Origin of the sequence: Wenyingzhuangia aestuarii (genome assembly GCF_011927765.1) — a bacterium.
Taxonomy (GTDB): Bacteria; Bacteroidota; Bacteroidia; order Flavobacteriales; family Flavobacteriaceae; genus Wenyingzhuangia; species Wenyingzhuangia aestuarii.
The window spans coordinates 89,132-106,508 of record NZ_JAATJG010000007.1; the positions used below are offsets into that span (position 1 = coordinate 89,132).

The window sequence follows — 17,377 nt, forward strand, 5'->3', positions numbered from 1 at the left end:
TTAGCTTCTACACCTCTTAACACACTTCACATAGATAAAATTGATTACTTTTGCGATTAGTATGTTAACTTTCAGTTTGCATGCTTTAGATATTACTTCCCTTCAGAATGAAGTAATTTTCCTTTAAAGGGATGGGCGTGCACCCATCTCTTTTTTTTTGATTCAAAATTTTTAAGTTAGATAGTAAGTCATTGATTTTAAGATTATAAAAGCGTTTAGTTTTAAATTGGTTTACCAGTTTGGTTTACCAAATATATATAATAAAAACATTATTAGCAACTAATAATGTTTTTTATTGATAAAAACCCAAAAAAAAACACATGCTAATGAGCATGTGTTAGTGTAAATGGTTATTTTTTTAATAAAAAACAAGAGTTTTATTTTTTCTAATAAAATAAACAAGTGTATTAAGATTCTTTATCTCCAAAATAAGAAACTCCATCTCCACTTAAAAAATCTTCTCTTACTGGGCTAAAGGTATCTATAAGCATACCTTCTTCTAAACAAACTGCACTATGCAATAAATTAGGTTCAATATACACCCCATCTCCAGCTTCTACTATTTTCTTTTCTCCATCAATTTCAAATTCAAATTTACCTGAAACACAATAAGTAGCTTGTGTATGAAAATGCTGATGTGGAGATCCTAATGCACCTTTTTCAAACTTGACTTTTACCATCATAATTTGATTATCATATCCCAAGAATTTTCTTGATACTCCTCCACCAAGTTCTTCCCACTCCATTTCTTTTGTAATGACGTACTTTTCGCTAAATCGTTTCATTTTTTAAAATTTATTTTGTTTGTTGATAATGATAAGCTCCTTTCCAATTGAACTCTTTATCTTTAATTTTTAATGTATGTTGTTTTGTTTTATCTGATGTATTGTTTGCAATAATAAGCACATCTACAACTCCTTCTGTGGTTTTAAAAGTTACTGCTGTATAATCATCACTATCATACACCACTTCTAAATTTTCTATATGGCTTTTAGAATCTACCGAAAATTCTGATACATAACTATAAGATCCGTGAGGCTCTATAATAGATGCAAAAACCGTATTAGATTCATTATTTCTTCTGATCATAAAACCAGCATCTCTTCTTAAATTAAACTCAGAATCGTTGGCACCAATTCTTGTAAACAACAACTCATCATTAGCTTGAACTGTAGAAGTAATTGTGTAAAAATTGTTTTTGTTTAAAAAGGACACTTTACTAATAGCTTCTTTAGAAGCTCCTTTTCCTTCTAACCATAGGTGCTGATATCCATTTTCCTCTCCTAAAGGATTTAATACCTGGGGTAGGCTGTATATAAAATTTGTACTGATAATTTGTCCTTTAAAATAAACTGGTAAATCATATTGATTCTGTTCTTTAGAACTTACTTTCATTAGATCTAACACAAAAGGTTTAGCCAAACTAGGAACTTTAATAATTGCCATAGTTCTATGCAATAACGTATTTGAATATGCATTCGTTTCTTTTGAGCTAACTATCTGTATATTTTGATGACTATCATCATAAAAAAACAAATCTGAATGGTGTTGACTTCCAATTTCATATTTACCTTTAAAATGAGATTGCTGATTTTGAGTAATGGTATTATGAGCAATAGTTTGCTTTGCCCATGTTTTATTTTCTTTTAAATAGTTACCACCTCCTTTTTGTTCTATGTTTACAAATCTTGCCAATCCGTAATCTTGAATAATTTCAGTTCCTTTTTCGTATAATGAATAAGAAAGCTTATCATAATGTCCGTGGCTAGAACCTTGTGCTGCGTATTTAAATACCAGAGTTAAATCTTCGTTTCCATAACGCAATACTCCTACTCCTCCTTGTTTCCCATTAGGTCCATCTGATAAATTGATAGATTTTTTTTGGAATGGTTTTGCTTTTTGATCGCGGATAGCTACGGCTGCAGACAAACCTGAATCATCTAACAAAACTCTATCTTGTTTTTGTACAATGCTTAACAATTGTGGATTTAACCCTCCATAGTAATATGCAACATCTACTGCTGTAACTAATTCTCTAGAGTAATAAGACATTCCTTTTTGCCCATCATTTAAGGGAAAAAAATCTCCGTTTGCATCCGTTAAATTTAAAAGTGCACTTACAGATTTTAACAATACTCCCTCTTTAAATTCAAATATTTTTAAATCTGGTTTTACATTTTCTAAAGCTTCTGCAAATACTAAAAAAGGATACATAGCGTAGCGTTGGTAATAAGGACCTTCTGTATAATATCCGTCCGGAGAAAAAGGCTCATCTATATTGGCTAAAAAACCAGCCTTTTGACCTTCTGTTTTTATAAATCCACCATCGTTGTCTTTGGCTCCAACTTCCAATCCATCATCTTTTATTCCGTATAAAGCTCTTTCTATTAATTCTTCATCATTCATCACCAAACCAATCATACCAACAGCTGCATTACCCCATGTACTATGGTTGTGCACTCTGTTAAAAAATTGTGGATTGTCTACAGAAATATAATCTGCAAAAGGTCTGAATAAATTCTTTTCTAGTTTTTTTCGTTCTTTTTTAGACAACCAATCATACACACAATCGTATGCTTGACTTACGTAAACCAACCAATTAGAATCGTTTAAGCATTGCCAAAATAATTTTCCTCTAGCGTAAGATCTTGTTTGTGGATGTGCAGGCAAACCTTTATACATTTTTTCGTATTGAAATAACATATCTCTTACGTAAACAGCATACTTTTCGTCTTGTAAAATCTGAAATAACACTCCAGCTTTTTGCAACATTAAAAAGTTTCTTTTATGTCTCTCGTGCGTGTATCCACCAGAATAATCTTTAGGGATTGGAGTTTCAATACCCAACTCAATTTCTGCATCTACCTCAGCCTTTACCAAAGCTAAACTTTTATCAAAAAGAGGTACATTTCCTAGTTCTTGCCTAATTTTTTGAACACCTGATTTTGTTAATATTAAACTAGGATGCTCTTGAGCATTTAGTTTTACAGATGTTAAACATCCTATAAAAACTAGCACTAAAACTATGTTGTACTTCAATTTCATACTTGTTAATTTTATCTGTTATTATTGTTTAACTCCTAAATCTTGACGATCTGTTCCTTTATTTTTTAAAGGAGATGTAGCAGACAATGTATAGTTTTCTGTTAATTTTGGATCTAATTTCCATACATTTTTAACATCGTACTTTTCGTCTCCTGTAATATTTAAATCTCCAGATTTGTAAAAATTATTATTGTAAACTTCTACGACAGGCTCTCCAACTACCAAATGCATGTTTACACCTTTACTATTCTTAAAAATATTGTTTTTAATTTGAGCTTTTTGAACTCCGTATAATGTAATGGCAGATTTAGCTTTGTTTCTTTTGTTGTTACCTACATTATCAAAAACTGAATTTTCTAATTCTAAGAAAGGTCCATAAGTACTTTCATCTGTTCCCCCTCTGTATAAGTTAAGAACTGTACCTCCTACATTTTTATAAATATTGTTCTTTAAAATTACATATTCTGCGTTGTAAATTCCAATATCATCTGTTTCTTTATCTAAAGCCATAATAGATCCAGTTACATCGTTAAACTTAGAATTGGTAATGCTAATAGTATCTGCAAATGTGTTTTTATACACTTTAACAGCATCAAAAGCATAATTGATATCTAGATTTAGAAAATCACAATTATCTACTAATAATTTATAGTTTGTATTCATAGAATATTTACTTGTTGATATTACTGAATTCCCAGTATCATCTGGTGAATTTTTACCATCAATTTGTAAACCTTCTAACTGTAATGCTCCATTGTTTTGAATTTGAAACAACACCTTTTTTTCGAAAAGAACTAATGGCTTTTTAGCTCCAGAAGATTTTACGGTTAACGGATGTGTTACAGCTACTGTTTTATTAACTATATAAGTTTCATTTTCATCTAACTCTAATACATCTCCAGCCTGACTGTTTATAGCAGCCTCTATTAATGTATTTAATCCTGCCTTTACTTTGATTGTATTCCCAGAGGCAAAAGCAACATCTTTATCTTTTTTAGGATACCAAGAAACTCCTGTTTCTGCTTTTGAAACCATTTCTTTAATTGTTGCTCCAACATTTAAAGATTCGTCTTTAGGAACTAATAGTCCTAATTTATTTTTAACCAACACTAACTTTTCTTTTCTAAAACCATCATTGGTTAAAGGCTTTATATTTGGGCTAATAATATTGTTGGTAAAAGCAATTCCACTAATATCATCGTAAGCTGTAAAAACATTGTCTTTATTCTCGTTGTAAAAAATATTATTTTGTACAATAGAACTTTCTGGAGTTGCACTTCTTTCAGCATCGCTACCTGCACATAACTGTACGTTGTCACAGTTAATAAATGTGTTGTTTACAACCTTAGCATCTTTTACTTGGTGATAACGATTGATTTTTGAATTAGGTACTCCGTTCATAATTACAAAAGCTCCTCTAAATCTATTTCCTGTTAAACCAATAGCATAATTATTTACAACAGTTTGTTGTCCGTTAATAACTCTAATTCCACCTGTACATGCTTTTTGATTTCCAATAAATACATTTCCTTCTACCCAAGTTTCATTACCATGTCTCATGGTTAAGGTACCTCTACACTCATAAAAAACATTGTTTTTATATACATTTTGACATGATTTGTTAGAAATATTTTCATGCTCACCATTACATCTGTCAAAAAAGTTGTTTTCTACTATTGTTTTAGAATTTGTTAAAGAATAGTGACTTGTACCGATACGTAAAGTTTCTCCTCCATTAGCTCCTAAAACAGCTCTTGGTCCAAAATAATTATGATCTATTCTATGATTATTTTCTTGACTTTCTTTGCTATTTAAACGAACAATCATGGTAACACCTTTGGTATTCTTTCCTTGTAAATGGTTATGATCTACACGGTTATTTTTTCCATACAATGCCAACCAAGTTTCAGTATCATGTCTTTCTGGATTGTTGTAGCTATCAATTACACATTCTGTTAATCTACAGTTGTTTGCTAATGTTTTGCTGTCTTTTCTAAAAGAAATTACTTCTGTAGTTGGTGTAAATCCGTTTTTAAAAACCAATCCTTTAATCACTAAATGACTACCCGCAATTCTTAAATTGGAATTTCCTTCTAAAGTTACTTTTCCGCTTTCTTCTGCTCTTAATACAATTGGATTTTCTGCAGTTCCGTTTGCTTCAAACAAAAGTTCTGCATTTTCCCAAACTCCATTTGCTAATACAATTTCATCACCTGGTTTTGCTTCCGAAACTTTTTGATGAAAGGCTTCCACCGTTTTTATGATATTTAAATTGTCTGATTTTCCTGACTTACATGCCAGCAACATTATACTAGCTAATACTAAAAAATATTTAATTTTATACATAATGAGATAAATTGGTTTACCAAATTGGTTTACCAAATATATCTATTTACATTGATTAAAAAAAATATTCTATTACATTTTATACGAAAGTGATAACAATACAAACAAAACATTGAATAATAAGCAATAAAAAGGCCGAAGAAAAATCTTCGGCCTAGTTGTATGATCCTAAAAATTAAACGTTACACTTTAGCTTGTAAGCCTAATTTTTCTCCTCTTTTTAGCATTAGTTGAAAAGCTTGATCGTAATCATTTGGAATAACTCCATCCAATATAGCTTCTTTAATATAGTCTTTTATTTGACCAATTTCTCTACACGGTTTTAAGTCAAACGTATTCATAATAATTTCTCCACTAATTGGAGGTTCAAAATTACGAACCTTATCTCTTTCCTCTACTTCTTTAATTTTGTTTCTAACCAATTTAAAGTTGTTGTGATAACGTTTAAATTTGTTAGGATTTTTAGTAGTAATATCAGCTTCACACAAAGTCATTAAACTTTCAATATCATCACCAGCATCAAACACCAATCTACGAATGGCAGAATCTGTAACTTCTGATGCCAACACAATAGGTCTAGAACTTAACAATACCATTTTTTGAACAAACTTCATTTTATTGTTCAACGGTAGTTTTAATCTTTTAAATAATTTGTAAGCCATTTTAGAGCCTACAAATTCATGATTATGAAACGTCCATCCTACTTTTTTAGAAAAACGTTTGGTAGGTGCTTTTCCTATATCGTGTAACAAAGCTGCCCAACGCAACCAAACATCATCTGTATTTTTAGAAATATTATCTACCACCTCTAACGTGTGATAAAAATTATCTTTATGTTTTTGTCCTTCTACTTCTTGTACTCCTTTTAAGTCGGTTAACTCTGGTAAAATTTGTTGTAACAAACTTGTACGCTCTAAATGTAAAAAACCAATAGATGGAACTGGAGCTTCTAATATTTTATTAACCTCTACCATTACTCTTTCACGAGTAATAATTTTTAAGCGTTCTGCATTTTTAGAAATAGCCTCTAAGGATTCTTTTTCTATTTGAAAATTTAACTGCGTAGCAAAACGGATAGCTCTCATCATTCTTAAAGGATCATCAGAATAAGTAATATCTGGATCTAAAGGAGTTCTAATTATTTTAGCTTGTAAATCATCAACACCGTTAAAAGGATCTAACAATGCTCCTAAAGAATTTTGATTTAAAGAAATTGCCAAAGCATTAATGGTAAAATCTCTTCTGTTTTGATCGTCTTTTAGTGTCCCTTCTTCTACTTGTGGATTTCTACTATCTTCTGAATACGACTCTTTTCTAGCTCCTACAAACTCAATTTCTATGTCTTGATATCTTAACATAGCCGTTCCATAGGTTTTAAAAACCTGAACTTTGGGTTTGCTTGGTAACAAATCTGCTACTTTTAAAGCCAAGTCTATTCCACTACCAATAGCAACAACATCAATATCTTTTGCAGTTCCACGTTCCAAAATAAAATCACGCACAAAACCACCAATTACATAAGCATCTACTTCTAGTTCTTTGGCTGCTTGGGTAATATATTCAAAAACGGGATGTTGTATTGCTGGGCTGTAGTTCTCTAAAATTCGCATTAAGGTCTTATTACGGTTACCTGATTTTGATTTGTGACCTTGATGATTGTCGAGGATTTTTCACAAATTTTATCGTGGTGCAAATCTACTACATAATCTACTGCATTCAAAATAGCTGGGTTTATTTCCGAAAACTGTTTTGGAGTAGGATCTCCACTGATATTTGCAGAAGTAGATACAATGGGTTTTCCATAATTTTGAATCATTTTTTTACAAAATTCATCAGAAGCAATTCTGATCGCAATGGTGTTGTCTTTTCCTATAGCATTTTTAGCAATTCCAACAGGACAATCGTAAACTATAGTTGTGGGTCTTGTTGCTGTTTGTAAGATTTCTAAAGCTTTGGTAGGAATCTCAACCACATATTCTTTTAACATTTCTAAAGAACTTACCAAAACAACCAAACTCTTAGTTTCTTCCCTTTGTTTTATTTTATAAATTTTAGCTACTTGATCTTCACTTGTGGCATCACAACCTATTCCCCACACAGTATCTGTAGGGTACAAAATGGTTTTATTATGTTCCGACAACATTTCCGCTTATTTATTTAAAAATTGTTGTTGCCTGTATTTAATTTAAAACATCTAAAGACTGTAAACTAACAAGCTTTGAATACATACCTCCTTGCGCTATTAAATCTTTGTGCGTTCCTTGCTCAACAATTCTACCTTTTTTCATAACTACAATTAAATCTGCATTTTTAACGGTAGATAGTCTATGAGCAATTACAATAGACGTTTTATTGACCATCATATTCTCCAAAGCATCCTGTACTACTTTTTCAGATTCCGTATCTAAAGCAGAAGTTGCTTCGTCTAAAATCATAATTGGAGGATTTTTTAAAACTGCTCTAGCAATGGCAACTCTTTGTCGTTGTCCACCCGATAATGAATTTCCACCGTCTCCAACATTGCTTTGATATCCATTTTCAAATTCAGTAATAAAATTATGAGCATTTGCAATTTTTGCTGCATGTATAATATCTTCTTCGGATGCGTTATCAACACCTAGAGAAATATTATTTGCAATTGTATCATTAAATAAAATTGAATCTTGAGCAACAATTCCCATTTGACTACGTAAAGACTTTGTGGTTACATCTTTAATGTCTAGTCCATCAAAAGTAATACGACCTTCATTCACATCGTAAAACCTAGTAACTAAGTTTGCTAATGTTGATTTTCCACTACCTGACTCTCCAACTAAAGCCACTGTTTTACCTTTAGGAACCGTTAAACTAAAGTCTTTTAACACATATTCATTCTCATACTTAAATGATACATTTTCAAATTTAATTTCTTTCTCAAAACCTTTAATTACTTGTGCACCTTCACTATCTTTTAAAGGGTTTAATGCATCTAAAATAAAGCGTACTCTTTCAGAGGCTGCATTCCCTCCTTGGATAGCATGACTTGCTTTTGCCATTGCTTTAGCTGGTGTTAAAATTTGATAAGCTAATCCCATGTAAGTAATAAATGCACCTCCTGTTAAACTTTGCTCTAATAACACCAAGGTCCCTCCATAAACAAAGAGAATTGAAATGGTAAATACTCCTAGAAATTCACTAAGAGGACCAGCCATAGCCATTCTAGCTCCAATGACATTGTTCATGTAATTAATTTCCTCTGACTGACTTTTGAATTTATTTTTAAAAAAAGATTCTGCTGTAAAGTTTTTAATAATTTTTATACCTCCTAAAGTTTCTTCAATCTTAGAAAGTAAATTTCCTTCCATCGCAAAAATATCTCCAGATATACTTTTAATTGTTCTTCCCAGTCTTGATATTAAAAAACCTGCTACTGGTAAAAACACTAATACAAAAATGGTTAACTTCCAACTAATCCATAACATTGCTGCTAAAGTAAATAACAAGGTTAAGGGTTCTCTACCGATCATCATTATAGCATTCATAAACGATGATTTGATAGTAGTAATATCAGCAGTCATTCTTGAAATTAAATCTCCTTTTTTTTCTCCCGAAAAAAACGAAACATTTAAAGAAGTAACTTTATTATAAACATCATTTCTTAAATCTTTTAAAACACCATTATTTAAATACGTCATATATACCATTGACAAATAAGCAAATAAGTTCTTTAAAAAGAATGCTATAATCATAAAAACCATCATCCATATTAAAGTACTAAAAGCACCTTTCTCATTGGTATTAGTTGTAATAAAATAATTAAGAAAACCTTCTAGTGTCTCTTTGTTCAAACTTCCAAACCCTTCAAAAACTGGTTTTTTATATACTTTTTCTCCTTCTTTAAACAAAACATTCATCACTGGCATTAAAGATAACATTGATAATGCCGAAAAAAAAGAATACAAAAAGTTAAAGAAAATACTTGAGAAAAAATTCAGCTTGTATGGAGCCAGATATTTAAAAAAGTGTTTTAGATTTTTCATTTATAAAAAATTAGTTGACGCAAATTTATATATTTTATTATTGTTACTAGGAATAATCCTAGCTTAATAAATTTAAAACTATAAAGTAATAGCTTCAAATATATCCATTAATTTAGCATTAGAAAATCTAACTTATAGAAAAAGCAGGTATTATAGTACAATAAACACTCTATTTTACATTATTTTTGCGTTAGAATTTCGTTCTAAACCACATAAATAATCTGATGATAATTTTATTTTTAACTGATATTTTTAAGCACCCTGTAGATTATTTACCTACAAATCATGATTGGTTAGCTGATTTATGGTTTAGTAATATTAAATATAAGGTTACCAAAATAAACGAAATATTAAAACCAAACGATGCTAGCATAGGAATAGAACTCCCCGTAGAACCCTACACTTCTGTGCTAAAAAAGTCTAGCATTACTAAAATATCTGATTATCTAAAAAAAACAGTTTCCTCTTTTGATTATATAATAGCTTTTGAATGTTGTCATGAAACTCGAGAAATTTTAGAAAAACTACATCCTAAAATTATTTACATCTACTTTAGTCCATTAAGATACAGCAACAGACAAACCTTTACTTTAAGCTCTAATAATAATCAAATTCAACAAAAAATAATTAACGTAAGTAATTTAGGTATTAGCTATTACCAACAACAAGCCAATTACGTTAAACACCTTGTTAATAATAAACAACCCAATGTAAATCTTAAGCCAAAAAGTATTTTGCTAATAGGACAAGTGGAAGCCGATTTATCTGTTTGGAATGGAAAAAAATATACAAACCTAGATGATTATTATGATGAAATAATGAAACTAGCTTCTGACTACGATACTATTTATTACAAACCTCATCCATTTTCTAAAAAAAACAACGATAGAATTGTAAATGCAACAAATATAATTAATACCGATATTGAAATTTATAGATTGCTTAGTTCTGATGCTATAGAACATGTTGTTACTGTATCTTCTAGTGTTGCTAAAGAAGCTAAATTCTTTAACAAAAAAGTAACTCAATTTTCTAGTTTATATATATCTGATAGCTGTCAAAACATTCCCTACACAATGGATGACAACTTTTGGAACTATTTATTAGAAACTACTAACGAGAATTTAATTAAAAAACTAGTGATTGATTCTATAGACATTAGACCAATTAGAAACACCTATTGGGGATATAAATGTATTTTAGAATTAGAATCTACAATGCATAACTTACAAGAGTTAAATACAAAATTTGAGAAAAAACAAACAGAACTTCTGGTATCTTATAATCAACTACACAAAAAAAATATGATTTTAGAAGAACAATATAAAGCACTAGCAACACCTAAAAAAAACATTTTTAAAATTCTATTTAGAAAGTTTTTCAAGTAAAACCTTTATTTTAGTTGTTCATTCGTTTGTAGAATTCATAAAAAATTGTTTTATGTCTTGAAATAGTCTTTTTCTAATAGGTACTTTAGCATTCAACAATCTTTCTTTCATCTTATTTCCAATAGCAATATATGAAAAATCTTTCTTAATTGTTTTTTGTCCGTTAGCGACAATATCAATAACGCTCTGACTATTTTCAAAAACTTTTCTCATTTTTAAAGATGCATCTTGTATATCTGCATCTGCAGCAATAAAACCTTTTTTTAACATCCCATGACTATCTTCTAAGGGTTTTAATAAATATTGAACAGGAAAACTATTTTTCATATTCATAAAAACCATATTTCCAGAATATCCTGTCGCAATTACGGGTTTCTTAAAATACATAGCCTCTGCCATTGTTAATCCAAATCCTTCAGATCGATGAAGCGAAACTAAAGAATCACTATTCTCTATCAAGCCTGTTAATTCTTGTCTAGAAACTCTCTTATTTATTATTTTAATATTAGAACTACCCTTAAGAAAAAATTCCATTTTTTTCTTATCCTCAGGAAAATCATCCAAACCTATACTTTTCACTAAAAGAACAACATCTTTGTTTTCTTTACCAAAGGTTTTCTGAAAAGCCTCTATTACGGCATAAGGATTTTTTCTTAAAATAGCACTGTGTGAATCAAAGATTGTTAAGAAAGTAAATTTATCCTCATCTAATCCAAAATGAGCTCTAGTAAAGCCTGAAGACTGTATTTGAATAGGATGGGGAATATTTACAACAGGACAAGGAGATTTTTTTGAAAAAATTTCTACACAAAAGTCACTAGCCGTCCATATTTCATCAAACAAGCTCATATAAGGAATTATATCTTCTGGTATTTCTTTAAATTCCCATACCCAAAAAGCAACATTGTATTTATTTTTGAATTGCTTTTTTCCAGTTTTTCTGACAAACTGTTTAATAGTTCCTAAATTAATATGAAAAATATTAATACCATATTTTTTAGAATCTTCTTTCTTTTGATGATCGTAAATATCTCTTTTGTGATTAAAAAGATAACTAACAACATTTACATCAACACCTACACTTTCTAAAGCTTTTACATTAGAGATTGAAGCCTCTGTCAACCCACATGGTTCATTAAAATAACCAATATAATTTACACCTAAGTTTTTCATGAAAATTAAAGAAATAATTCGTAGCAATTTATTTTAATAACAAAACTCAAAGTTAATCATAAATAATTTAAACAACCTTTATAACTAAGTTAGCTTCCCCCCGAAAACATAATCTCTGTTTTCCAGAAAACTATTATATATAGCTAAATAAGACTTAGCCATAAACTTGTAACTAAACTGTTTAGATCTACTCACTAATTGTTTAGTTATTTCCTCTGTATTGTTATCAAACAACTCCATCCCCTTTTTATAAGTAGCTACCATACTGTCTGTTTCAAAACAATCAAAATAGAATGCTACATCTCCCCCTATTTCAGGTAAGCTTGTGAGGTTACTCAAAAAAACAGGCTTACCAAAACACATAGCTTCTATTGGAGGAATCCCAAAACCTTCTGCCGTAGATGGATGACACATAGCTCTCGAATTCTGTATCAATCCCCATTTTTGTTCATCGGATACATGATAACAAAAATGAACTCTATCAACTAGGTTGAGTCTTAATATTTCTGTTTGAATCTCTTTTGCATAAAATTGATTTTCACCCGAGACAACAAATACCAAATCCTCTTCTATAAAAGGAAGCATTTTTACTAATGCTAATTGGTTTTTTTTAGCAAATAAAACTCCAATGTTTAAAATATATTTTTTCTTTTTTAAAAAAGAAAATTCTCCTAAATTATAATCTACATCAGTCTTAGGGAATAAAATACCATTATAAACAACTCTAACTTCAGGTGTTTTATCGAAAGTAAATAATTTTTTATTCTCTAAAAAATCTCTTTTTACAAATTCAGATATACAAACAATAATATTTGCATTTTTTATATTTTTTCGAACTTTATTTAACTCTTTTTTATATTTTTTTTCAGAAATATTTTCGTGTAAAAAATTTAAATCATGTAAAGTTACTATCTTTTTTTGGCAAAACCTTTTAAAATGAAAGTAAGAAGATAACTGATGACTAGTGTGTAATACATCGTAATTAAAACTATAAAAAGGCACAAACTTGTGATATGATTCTCTTTTAATAAGAGAAAACTTTGTATTTAAGTTCTCTAAAGGAGTAGAAGGACCATATAAATCTATTGTATTTATATGGTCATTAGTCATTAACTCTGAAAGTCCTATAGCAAGATTTTTAAAAACATTAGCAATCCCAGAATTACTATATCTTAATCTTTCTAGATCAACTAAAACTCTTGTTCCTTTCTTCTTCATTAAATTTTCGCTTCTTTTTTTAGAACTAAGATAAACATGAGAACATGCTATCTAATTTATTTTCTTTAAAAGTTTATATTTTTTTAAATGTATTTCTTTAGAGATTTATACCCCTAACCTAAAAGTGCAAAGATACTACATATTAAACACCTCACAAAAAAGATATATTCTTCTACAAACACAATTAAATAAAAGATAGAAGATAATCTTCTACTTTTTGCTGATTAACTTCAGCATCAAAATTCTCTTTTACAAACGTATTTCCTGCCAATCCCATTTGCTCTACTAAATCGGCATTCTCTTTTAATTCTATAAGGCGTTTAGAAACCTCTTCTAAATCATCTTTTTCTACTAAAAATCCAGTTTTATTATTTACAACCACTTCTGGATTACTACTTACATTATAAGCAATTACAGGTTTCTTAAGATAAGATGCTTCGGCAACTACATATCCAAATCCCTCCCAATGAGAACTTAGCACAAAAACATCTATTTGAGACATAAAGTTGTTTACATTGTCTACATATCCTTTAAATTCAACAACATCTGCAACTCCTATATTTTCTGCTTTTTGTTTTAATTCGTTTAGCAATCTTCCATCACCACCTATAACAATTTTAAAGTCTGTTATTTTTTGTTTTAGAATTAAAGCCAAATCTAAAAGAGCTGTTTGGTTTTTTTGATATTCTAATCTTCCTAAATTACCAATAGTAAATATATGTTGAGTTTTATTTTTTTCTAACTGATATCTTTCTAAATGCAATCCATTATAAATTACTTTTATTTTTTCTTTAGGAAACATATTTGCATTTTTCTGGTTGATGGTCTTTTTTGTTTCAAAAGAATTTACCAGTATTTGTGAAATTATGTTTTTAAAATACCATCTGTTTAAAAAGTTGTTTTTAATAGGAATAGCACTTCCTCTTCTATAAATAATGGTTTTAACACCTGCCCATTTTGCTGCTAATGCTCCTACTTTTATATCTTTTGATATATTGTAAATAACTGCATTGGGTTTATCTTTTAAAAACAACAACATGAGTTGTAAAATTTTAAAAGGATTTAAAAAGCTTAAATTACCTATAGATATTAACCTGGTTTCTATTCCTTCTTGCTCTAGTTTTTTTCGGAGCTCTCCATCTTTATGGCAATATACAATTACCCTATACTTTTTATGATGTAAATAAGATGATGTTTCTAGGTGCCATTTTTCTCCACCTCCCCAAGCCAACTCAGAATTAAACAAACAGATTGTTTTCATTTTACAACTTCTTATATACGTTTATTAAGTTTTTAGCAATTTGCTCATCTAAAAATTGCTGAGCATATTGCCATCCTTTTTCTTTCATTTCCTTTTGTAAAACGGTATCATTCTCAATGTTAAAAATTGCTTGTTGTAAAGCAACTTCATCATGTGGTTCTATATATATCGAATTAGGACCACCTGCTTCCGAAAAACAACTCCCTACGGATGATATTACAGGTGTTTTAGAATACAATGCTTCAACAATAGGTATGCCAAAACCTTCAAAAATACTTGGATAAATAAATATAGAGGCCATTTGATAAATAATAGCCAATTCTTGCATGCTTACTCCTTTTAAAAAGAGAACACGATCTGTCATATTATTTTCATCAATATATTTTTTAACCTTTTCTGCATAAACAGTTTCTTTACCAACTACTACCAAAGAATGATTGGTGTTTTTAATAGCTTTTACAATAGTCAATAAATTTTTACGTTCCTGAATGGTCCCAACATTTAAAAGAAACTTACTAGGCAACGTATATTTTTTAGCTACTTCGTTTTTCTCACTTAAACTATAATTTTCTAAAAATGCTGAATGACATCCTTGGTATACTACCTCAATTTTATTTGGAGAAACTCCTAAAAAATCAACAATATCTCTTTTGGTTTGTTCGCTAATAGCAATAACCCTATCTGCAACTTGAGCTGCTCTTTTAAATTTTTTAAAATGTATTTTACCATCAATATACGAATACAGTTCCGGATAGCGAACAAAAATTAAATCGTGAATGGTTACTACGGTTTTAATAGTTGTGTTTTCAATACCAATAGGTAACTCATTTGTCAATCCATGATATATGGTAACTTTATCTGCTACTAAGTCTTTTACAATCGCTTTTTGTCTCCACAAAGAACTTAGTTTTTGCCAAACTTTGCTCTTAGGTAAACAAACTTTCATGTTGTTATTTAAGTTTAACCTATCTACTTTACCAGGTTTTGGATTGTATAAAAAATAAGAATTCTCAGAAAAATAACTAGCTAAAATTCTAACCGTGTCTCTACTATAATTACCAAGACCTGTGGTATTATGAAAAATTCGTTTAGCATCAAAACCTACTCTCATTAATATTTCCTTTAAAAATTCAACTTATAAATTACCGCTAAAGTATAGCACATAAGAAAGCGTTCAATATATTGAATCTTTTTTACTTAAATAAACTTTAAGAACTAAGTATTTATCAAATAAATTAAGCGTGGTAAAAAGCTTTACAACAAGAATTATCTAAAAATATTTGTTTATTTATTACACTTTAAAAGGTTAACAAATTTATTTTGTTGAAATTCAAAACTCCATTTTTCATTATTAAACTTGCAAATTGGTTTTTCCAGTTTATTTAAAACAGCTATTAAATTATCTTCTTTTTTATAAAATAACGCTGTTGTTTTAAAATCATCAAATTGATTAAAAAACGAGTCTAATATCATAGGTACATGATAAGAAAACGCTAGGTTAAAAGATCCTGAAATTTTATATTGATATGCGTTAGACAAAATATGTTTATTGTGTATTATAGGTAAAATATAATCGCTTTTTTGTAAATATGAGTGGAAAAGATTGTTGTCTATAAAACCGTCCCAAAACATACAATTATTATTCAAATCGTACTTTTTAAATTCTTTAGAAAGATTTGGGTCACTTTTTCCTAGAAAAATAAGTTTAATGTTTTTATTTAAATTTCCTGCTTTAAAAAACTCAAATAACTGTATATAGTTTCTACGTTTTAACTCCATCTTACCAGGTATAGTTACCCATATTTCATCTTTCCCTTTCTTCAGTTTAACTTCACTACATTCTTTAAAAAAAATAGGGTAAAAAGATCCAAACTTTGCTTTTAATAAGTTATTGGTTTTAGTATTATCTAATAAATAATCATTTAACAAATAAAAACCGTTAATTGTTTTATAGGTATGTAAGTACTTAGTATTCTTAAGATCTTTTAAATTATGTAAAACACCATAATATTCTCTCTTTTTTTTAGAACAAACCTTAAGTAAATTATGAGCTGATTTATTAGGAACCGTATTAAAAATAACTTTATCAATTTTGTTTTTATTTAAAAACTGCAAAACTTTTAAATGTCCAATCCCCCACTGATTACTTCTCACAAATAAAGTTTCTTTAAATTCATCTAAATAAGCTATTCTACCTTTTAATCTATAGTTAGATATTAAATACAACTTTAGATTAGGTAAGGTCTTTAAAAATGCTACTTGAGAAAAAATACACTCATCATGATGAGCGTTAAACTCAACTAGAACAATATTCATTTTACATCTTTTAAAAAAAGATCTAAACATAAAACAAAATAAACCTTTGTATATTTGAACAATGTTAACTTTAAATTAAACTAAAGGTCAATCTTGTTTTTAACTTTAAAAGAAAATTATTAATATAATATCTTTACTAACTTAAGTTTATAAAACAGAATTCTAGTAATCCAAAACTTATATTTAATAAAACTATGTCTAAAATACTTGCTTTTGATTACGGAACTGTAAGGACCGGATTGGCTGAAACCGATGACTTAAAAATGATGGCTTTTGGTTTGGATACCGTTCCTACTAAAGAAATTTTTAGCTATCTAAATCAATACCTAAAAAACAATACTGTAGATTTATTTGTAATTGGAGAACCTAAACAGATGAATGGTACTCATAGTGAAAGTGAGGTTTACATAAAAGAATTTATCAAAAAACTAGAAAACACCTATCATATTCCCATCAAAAGATTTGATGAGCGTTTTACCTCTAAAATGGCTTTTGACACCATGATTGCTAGTGGTATTGGAAAAAAGAAAAGACAAAATAAAGGATTGGTAGACAAAATTAGTGCAACTATTATTTTGCAAGAATTTTTAAATATTCAGTAATAAGAAATA

At 29.1% G+C, this 17,377-nt stretch carries 13 protein-coding genes; 2 read left to right on the forward strand and 11 right to left on the reverse strand.

Annotated elements, in window-relative coordinates; all coding sequences use genetic code 11:
• Nucleotides 1-407 precede the first annotated feature (407 nt).
• The 6 genes from GGR97_RS08285 to GGR97_RS08310 form a co-directional block, all read right to left on the reverse strand.
• Nucleotides 408-785 carry a cupin domain-containing protein gene (locus tag GGR97_RS08285; RefSeq protein WP_167898058.1) on the reverse strand — a complete coding sequence of 126 codons (378 nt, stop codon included), beginning with the start codon at nucleotides 783-785 and terminating at the stop codon, nucleotides 408-410.
• Nucleotides 786-795: 10 nt separating this feature from the next.
• A complete protein-coding gene (locus tag GGR97_RS08290; protein ID WP_167898059.1) occupies nucleotides 796-3,045 on the reverse strand; it encodes a heparinase II/III domain-containing protein in 2,250 nt (749 codons plus the stop codon).
• A gap of 21 nt (nucleotides 3,046-3,066) precedes the next feature.
• Nucleotides 3,067-5,391: a polysaccharide lyase 6 family protein gene (locus GGR97_RS08295; protein ID WP_167898060.1), complete on the reverse strand. Its 2,325-nt coding sequence runs from the start codon at nucleotides 5,389-5,391 to the stop codon at nucleotides 3,067-3,069.
• Nucleotides 5,392-5,573: 182 nt separating this feature from the next.
• The gene (locus GGR97_RS08300; RefSeq protein ID WP_167898061.1) at nucleotides 5,574-7,001 is read right to left on the reverse strand and encodes a CCA tRNA nucleotidyltransferase; all 1,428 of its coding nucleotides are present in this window, start codon (nucleotides 6,999-7,001) and stop codon (nucleotides 5,574-5,576) included.
• Nucleotides 7,001-7,534 (reverse strand): L-threonylcarbamoyladenylate synthase, encoded by a 534-nt coding sequence (locus GGR97_RS08305; protein ID WP_167898062.1) that lies wholly within the window; start codon nucleotides 7,532-7,534, stop codon nucleotides 7,001-7,003. Before GGR97_RS08305 ends, GGR97_RS08300 begins: the two co-directional genes overlap by 1 nt.
• A gap of 37 nt (nucleotides 7,535-7,571) precedes the next feature.
• The gene (locus GGR97_RS08310; protein WP_167898063.1) at nucleotides 7,572-9,410 is read right to left on the reverse strand and encodes an ABC transporter ATP-binding protein; all 1,839 of its coding nucleotides are present in this window, start codon (nucleotides 9,408-9,410) and stop codon (nucleotides 7,572-7,574) included.
• Nucleotides 9,411-9,634: 224 nt separating this feature from the next.
• Here GGR97_RS08310 and GGR97_RS08315 point away from each other — a divergent pair, with 224 nt between their 5' ends.
• Nucleotides 9,635-10,798, forward strand: a complete 1,164-nt coding sequence (locus GGR97_RS08315) for a hypothetical protein (protein ID WP_167898064.1) — start codon at nucleotides 9,635-9,637, stop codon at nucleotides 10,796-10,798.
• An 18-nt stretch (nucleotides 10,799-10,816) separates the two neighbouring features.
• On the opposite strand, the gene GGR97_RS08320 is transcribed toward GGR97_RS08315, so the two are convergent.
• The 5 genes from GGR97_RS08320 to GGR97_RS08340 all read right to left on the reverse strand — a co-directional run bounded on the left by GGR97_RS08320 (nucleotide 10,817) and on the right by GGR97_RS08340 (nucleotide 16,766).
• Entirely contained in the window at nucleotides 10,817-11,971 is a 1,155-nt protein-coding gene (locus GGR97_RS08320; RefSeq protein WP_167898065.1) for a glycosyltransferase, read from the reverse strand.
• An 84-nt stretch (nucleotides 11,972-12,055) separates the two neighbouring features.
• The gene (locus GGR97_RS08325) at nucleotides 12,056-13,189 is read right to left on the reverse strand and encodes a glycosyltransferase family 4 protein (RefSeq protein ID WP_167898066.1); all 1,134 of its coding nucleotides are present in this window, start codon (nucleotides 13,187-13,189) and stop codon (nucleotides 12,056-12,058) included.
• Between the two features lie 184 nt (nucleotides 13,190-13,373).
• On the reverse strand, nucleotides 13,374-14,450 hold the full coding sequence (locus GGR97_RS08330) for a glycosyltransferase (RefSeq protein WP_167898067.1): 1,077 nt from the start codon (nucleotides 14,448-14,450) through the stop codon (nucleotides 13,374-13,376).
• 1 nt (nucleotide 14,451) lies between these two features.
• A complete protein-coding gene (locus GGR97_RS08335; protein ID WP_167898068.1) occupies nucleotides 14,452-15,561 on the reverse strand; it encodes a glycosyltransferase family 4 protein in 1,110 nt (369 codons plus the stop codon).
• Between the two features lie 173 nt (nucleotides 15,562-15,734).
• Nucleotides 15,735-16,766, reverse strand: coding sequence for a hypothetical protein (locus GGR97_RS08340; protein ID WP_167898069.1), 1,032 nt, complete (start codon nucleotides 16,764-16,766; stop codon nucleotides 15,735-15,737).
• Between the two features lie 194 nt (nucleotides 16,767-16,960).
• Here GGR97_RS08340 and ruvX point away from each other — a divergent pair, with 194 nt between their 5' ends.
• Nucleotides 16,961-17,368: a Holliday junction resolvase RuvX gene (ruvX, locus tag GGR97_RS08345; protein ID WP_167898070.1), complete on the forward strand. Its 408-nt coding sequence runs from the start codon at nucleotides 16,961-16,963 to the stop codon at nucleotides 17,366-17,368.
• Nucleotides 17,369-17,377 lie beyond the last annotated feature (9 nt).

Excerpts from the sequence above, each read along its gene's own strand:
- GGR97_RS08285 (WP_167898058.1), bottom strand. The coding sequence starts at position 785 with ATGAAACGATTTAGCGAAAAGTACGTCATTACAAAAGAAATGGAGTGG.
- GGR97_RS08290 (WP_167898059.1), bottom strand. The coding sequence starts at position 3,045 with ATGAAATTGAAGTACAACATAGTTTTAGTGCTAGTTTTTATAGGATGT.
- GGR97_RS08295 (WP_167898060.1), bottom strand. The coding sequence starts at position 5,391 with ATGTATAAAATTAAATATTTTTTAGTATTAGCTAGTATAATGTTGCTG.
- GGR97_RS08300 (WP_167898061.1), bottom strand. The coding sequence starts at position 7,001 with ATGCGAATTTTAGAGAACTACAGCCCAGCAATACAACATCCCGTTTTT.
- GGR97_RS08305 (WP_167898062.1), bottom strand. The coding sequence starts at position 7,534 with ATGTTGTCGGAACATAATAAAACCATTTTGTACCCTACAGATACTGTG.
- GGR97_RS08310 (WP_167898063.1), bottom strand. The coding sequence starts at position 9,410 with ATGAAAAATCTAAAACACTTTTTTAAATATCTGGCTCCATACAAGCTG.
- GGR97_RS08315 (WP_167898064.1), top strand. The coding sequence starts at position 9,635 with ATGATAATTTTATTTTTAACTGATATTTTTAAGCACCCTGTAGATTAT.
- GGR97_RS08320 (WP_167898065.1), bottom strand. The coding sequence starts at position 11,971 with ATGAAAAACTTAGGTGTAAATTATATTGGTTATTTTAATGAACCATGT.
- GGR97_RS08325 (WP_167898066.1), bottom strand. The coding sequence starts at position 13,189 with ATGAAGAAGAAAGGAACAAGAGTTTTAGTTGATCTAGAAAGATTAAGA.
- GGR97_RS08330 (WP_167898067.1), bottom strand. The coding sequence starts at position 14,450 with ATGAAAACAATCTGTTTGTTTAATTCTGAGTTGGCTTGGGGAGGTGGA.
- GGR97_RS08335 (WP_167898068.1), bottom strand. The coding sequence starts at position 15,561 with ATGAGAGTAGGTTTTGATGCTAAACGAATTTTTCATAATACCACAGGT.
- GGR97_RS08340 (WP_167898069.1), bottom strand. The coding sequence starts at position 16,766 with ATGAATATTGTTCTAGTTGAGTTTAACGCTCATCATGATGAGTGTATT.
- ruvX (WP_167898070.1), top strand. The coding sequence starts at position 16,961 with ATGTCTAAAATACTTGCTTTTGATTACGGAACTGTAAGGACCGGATTG.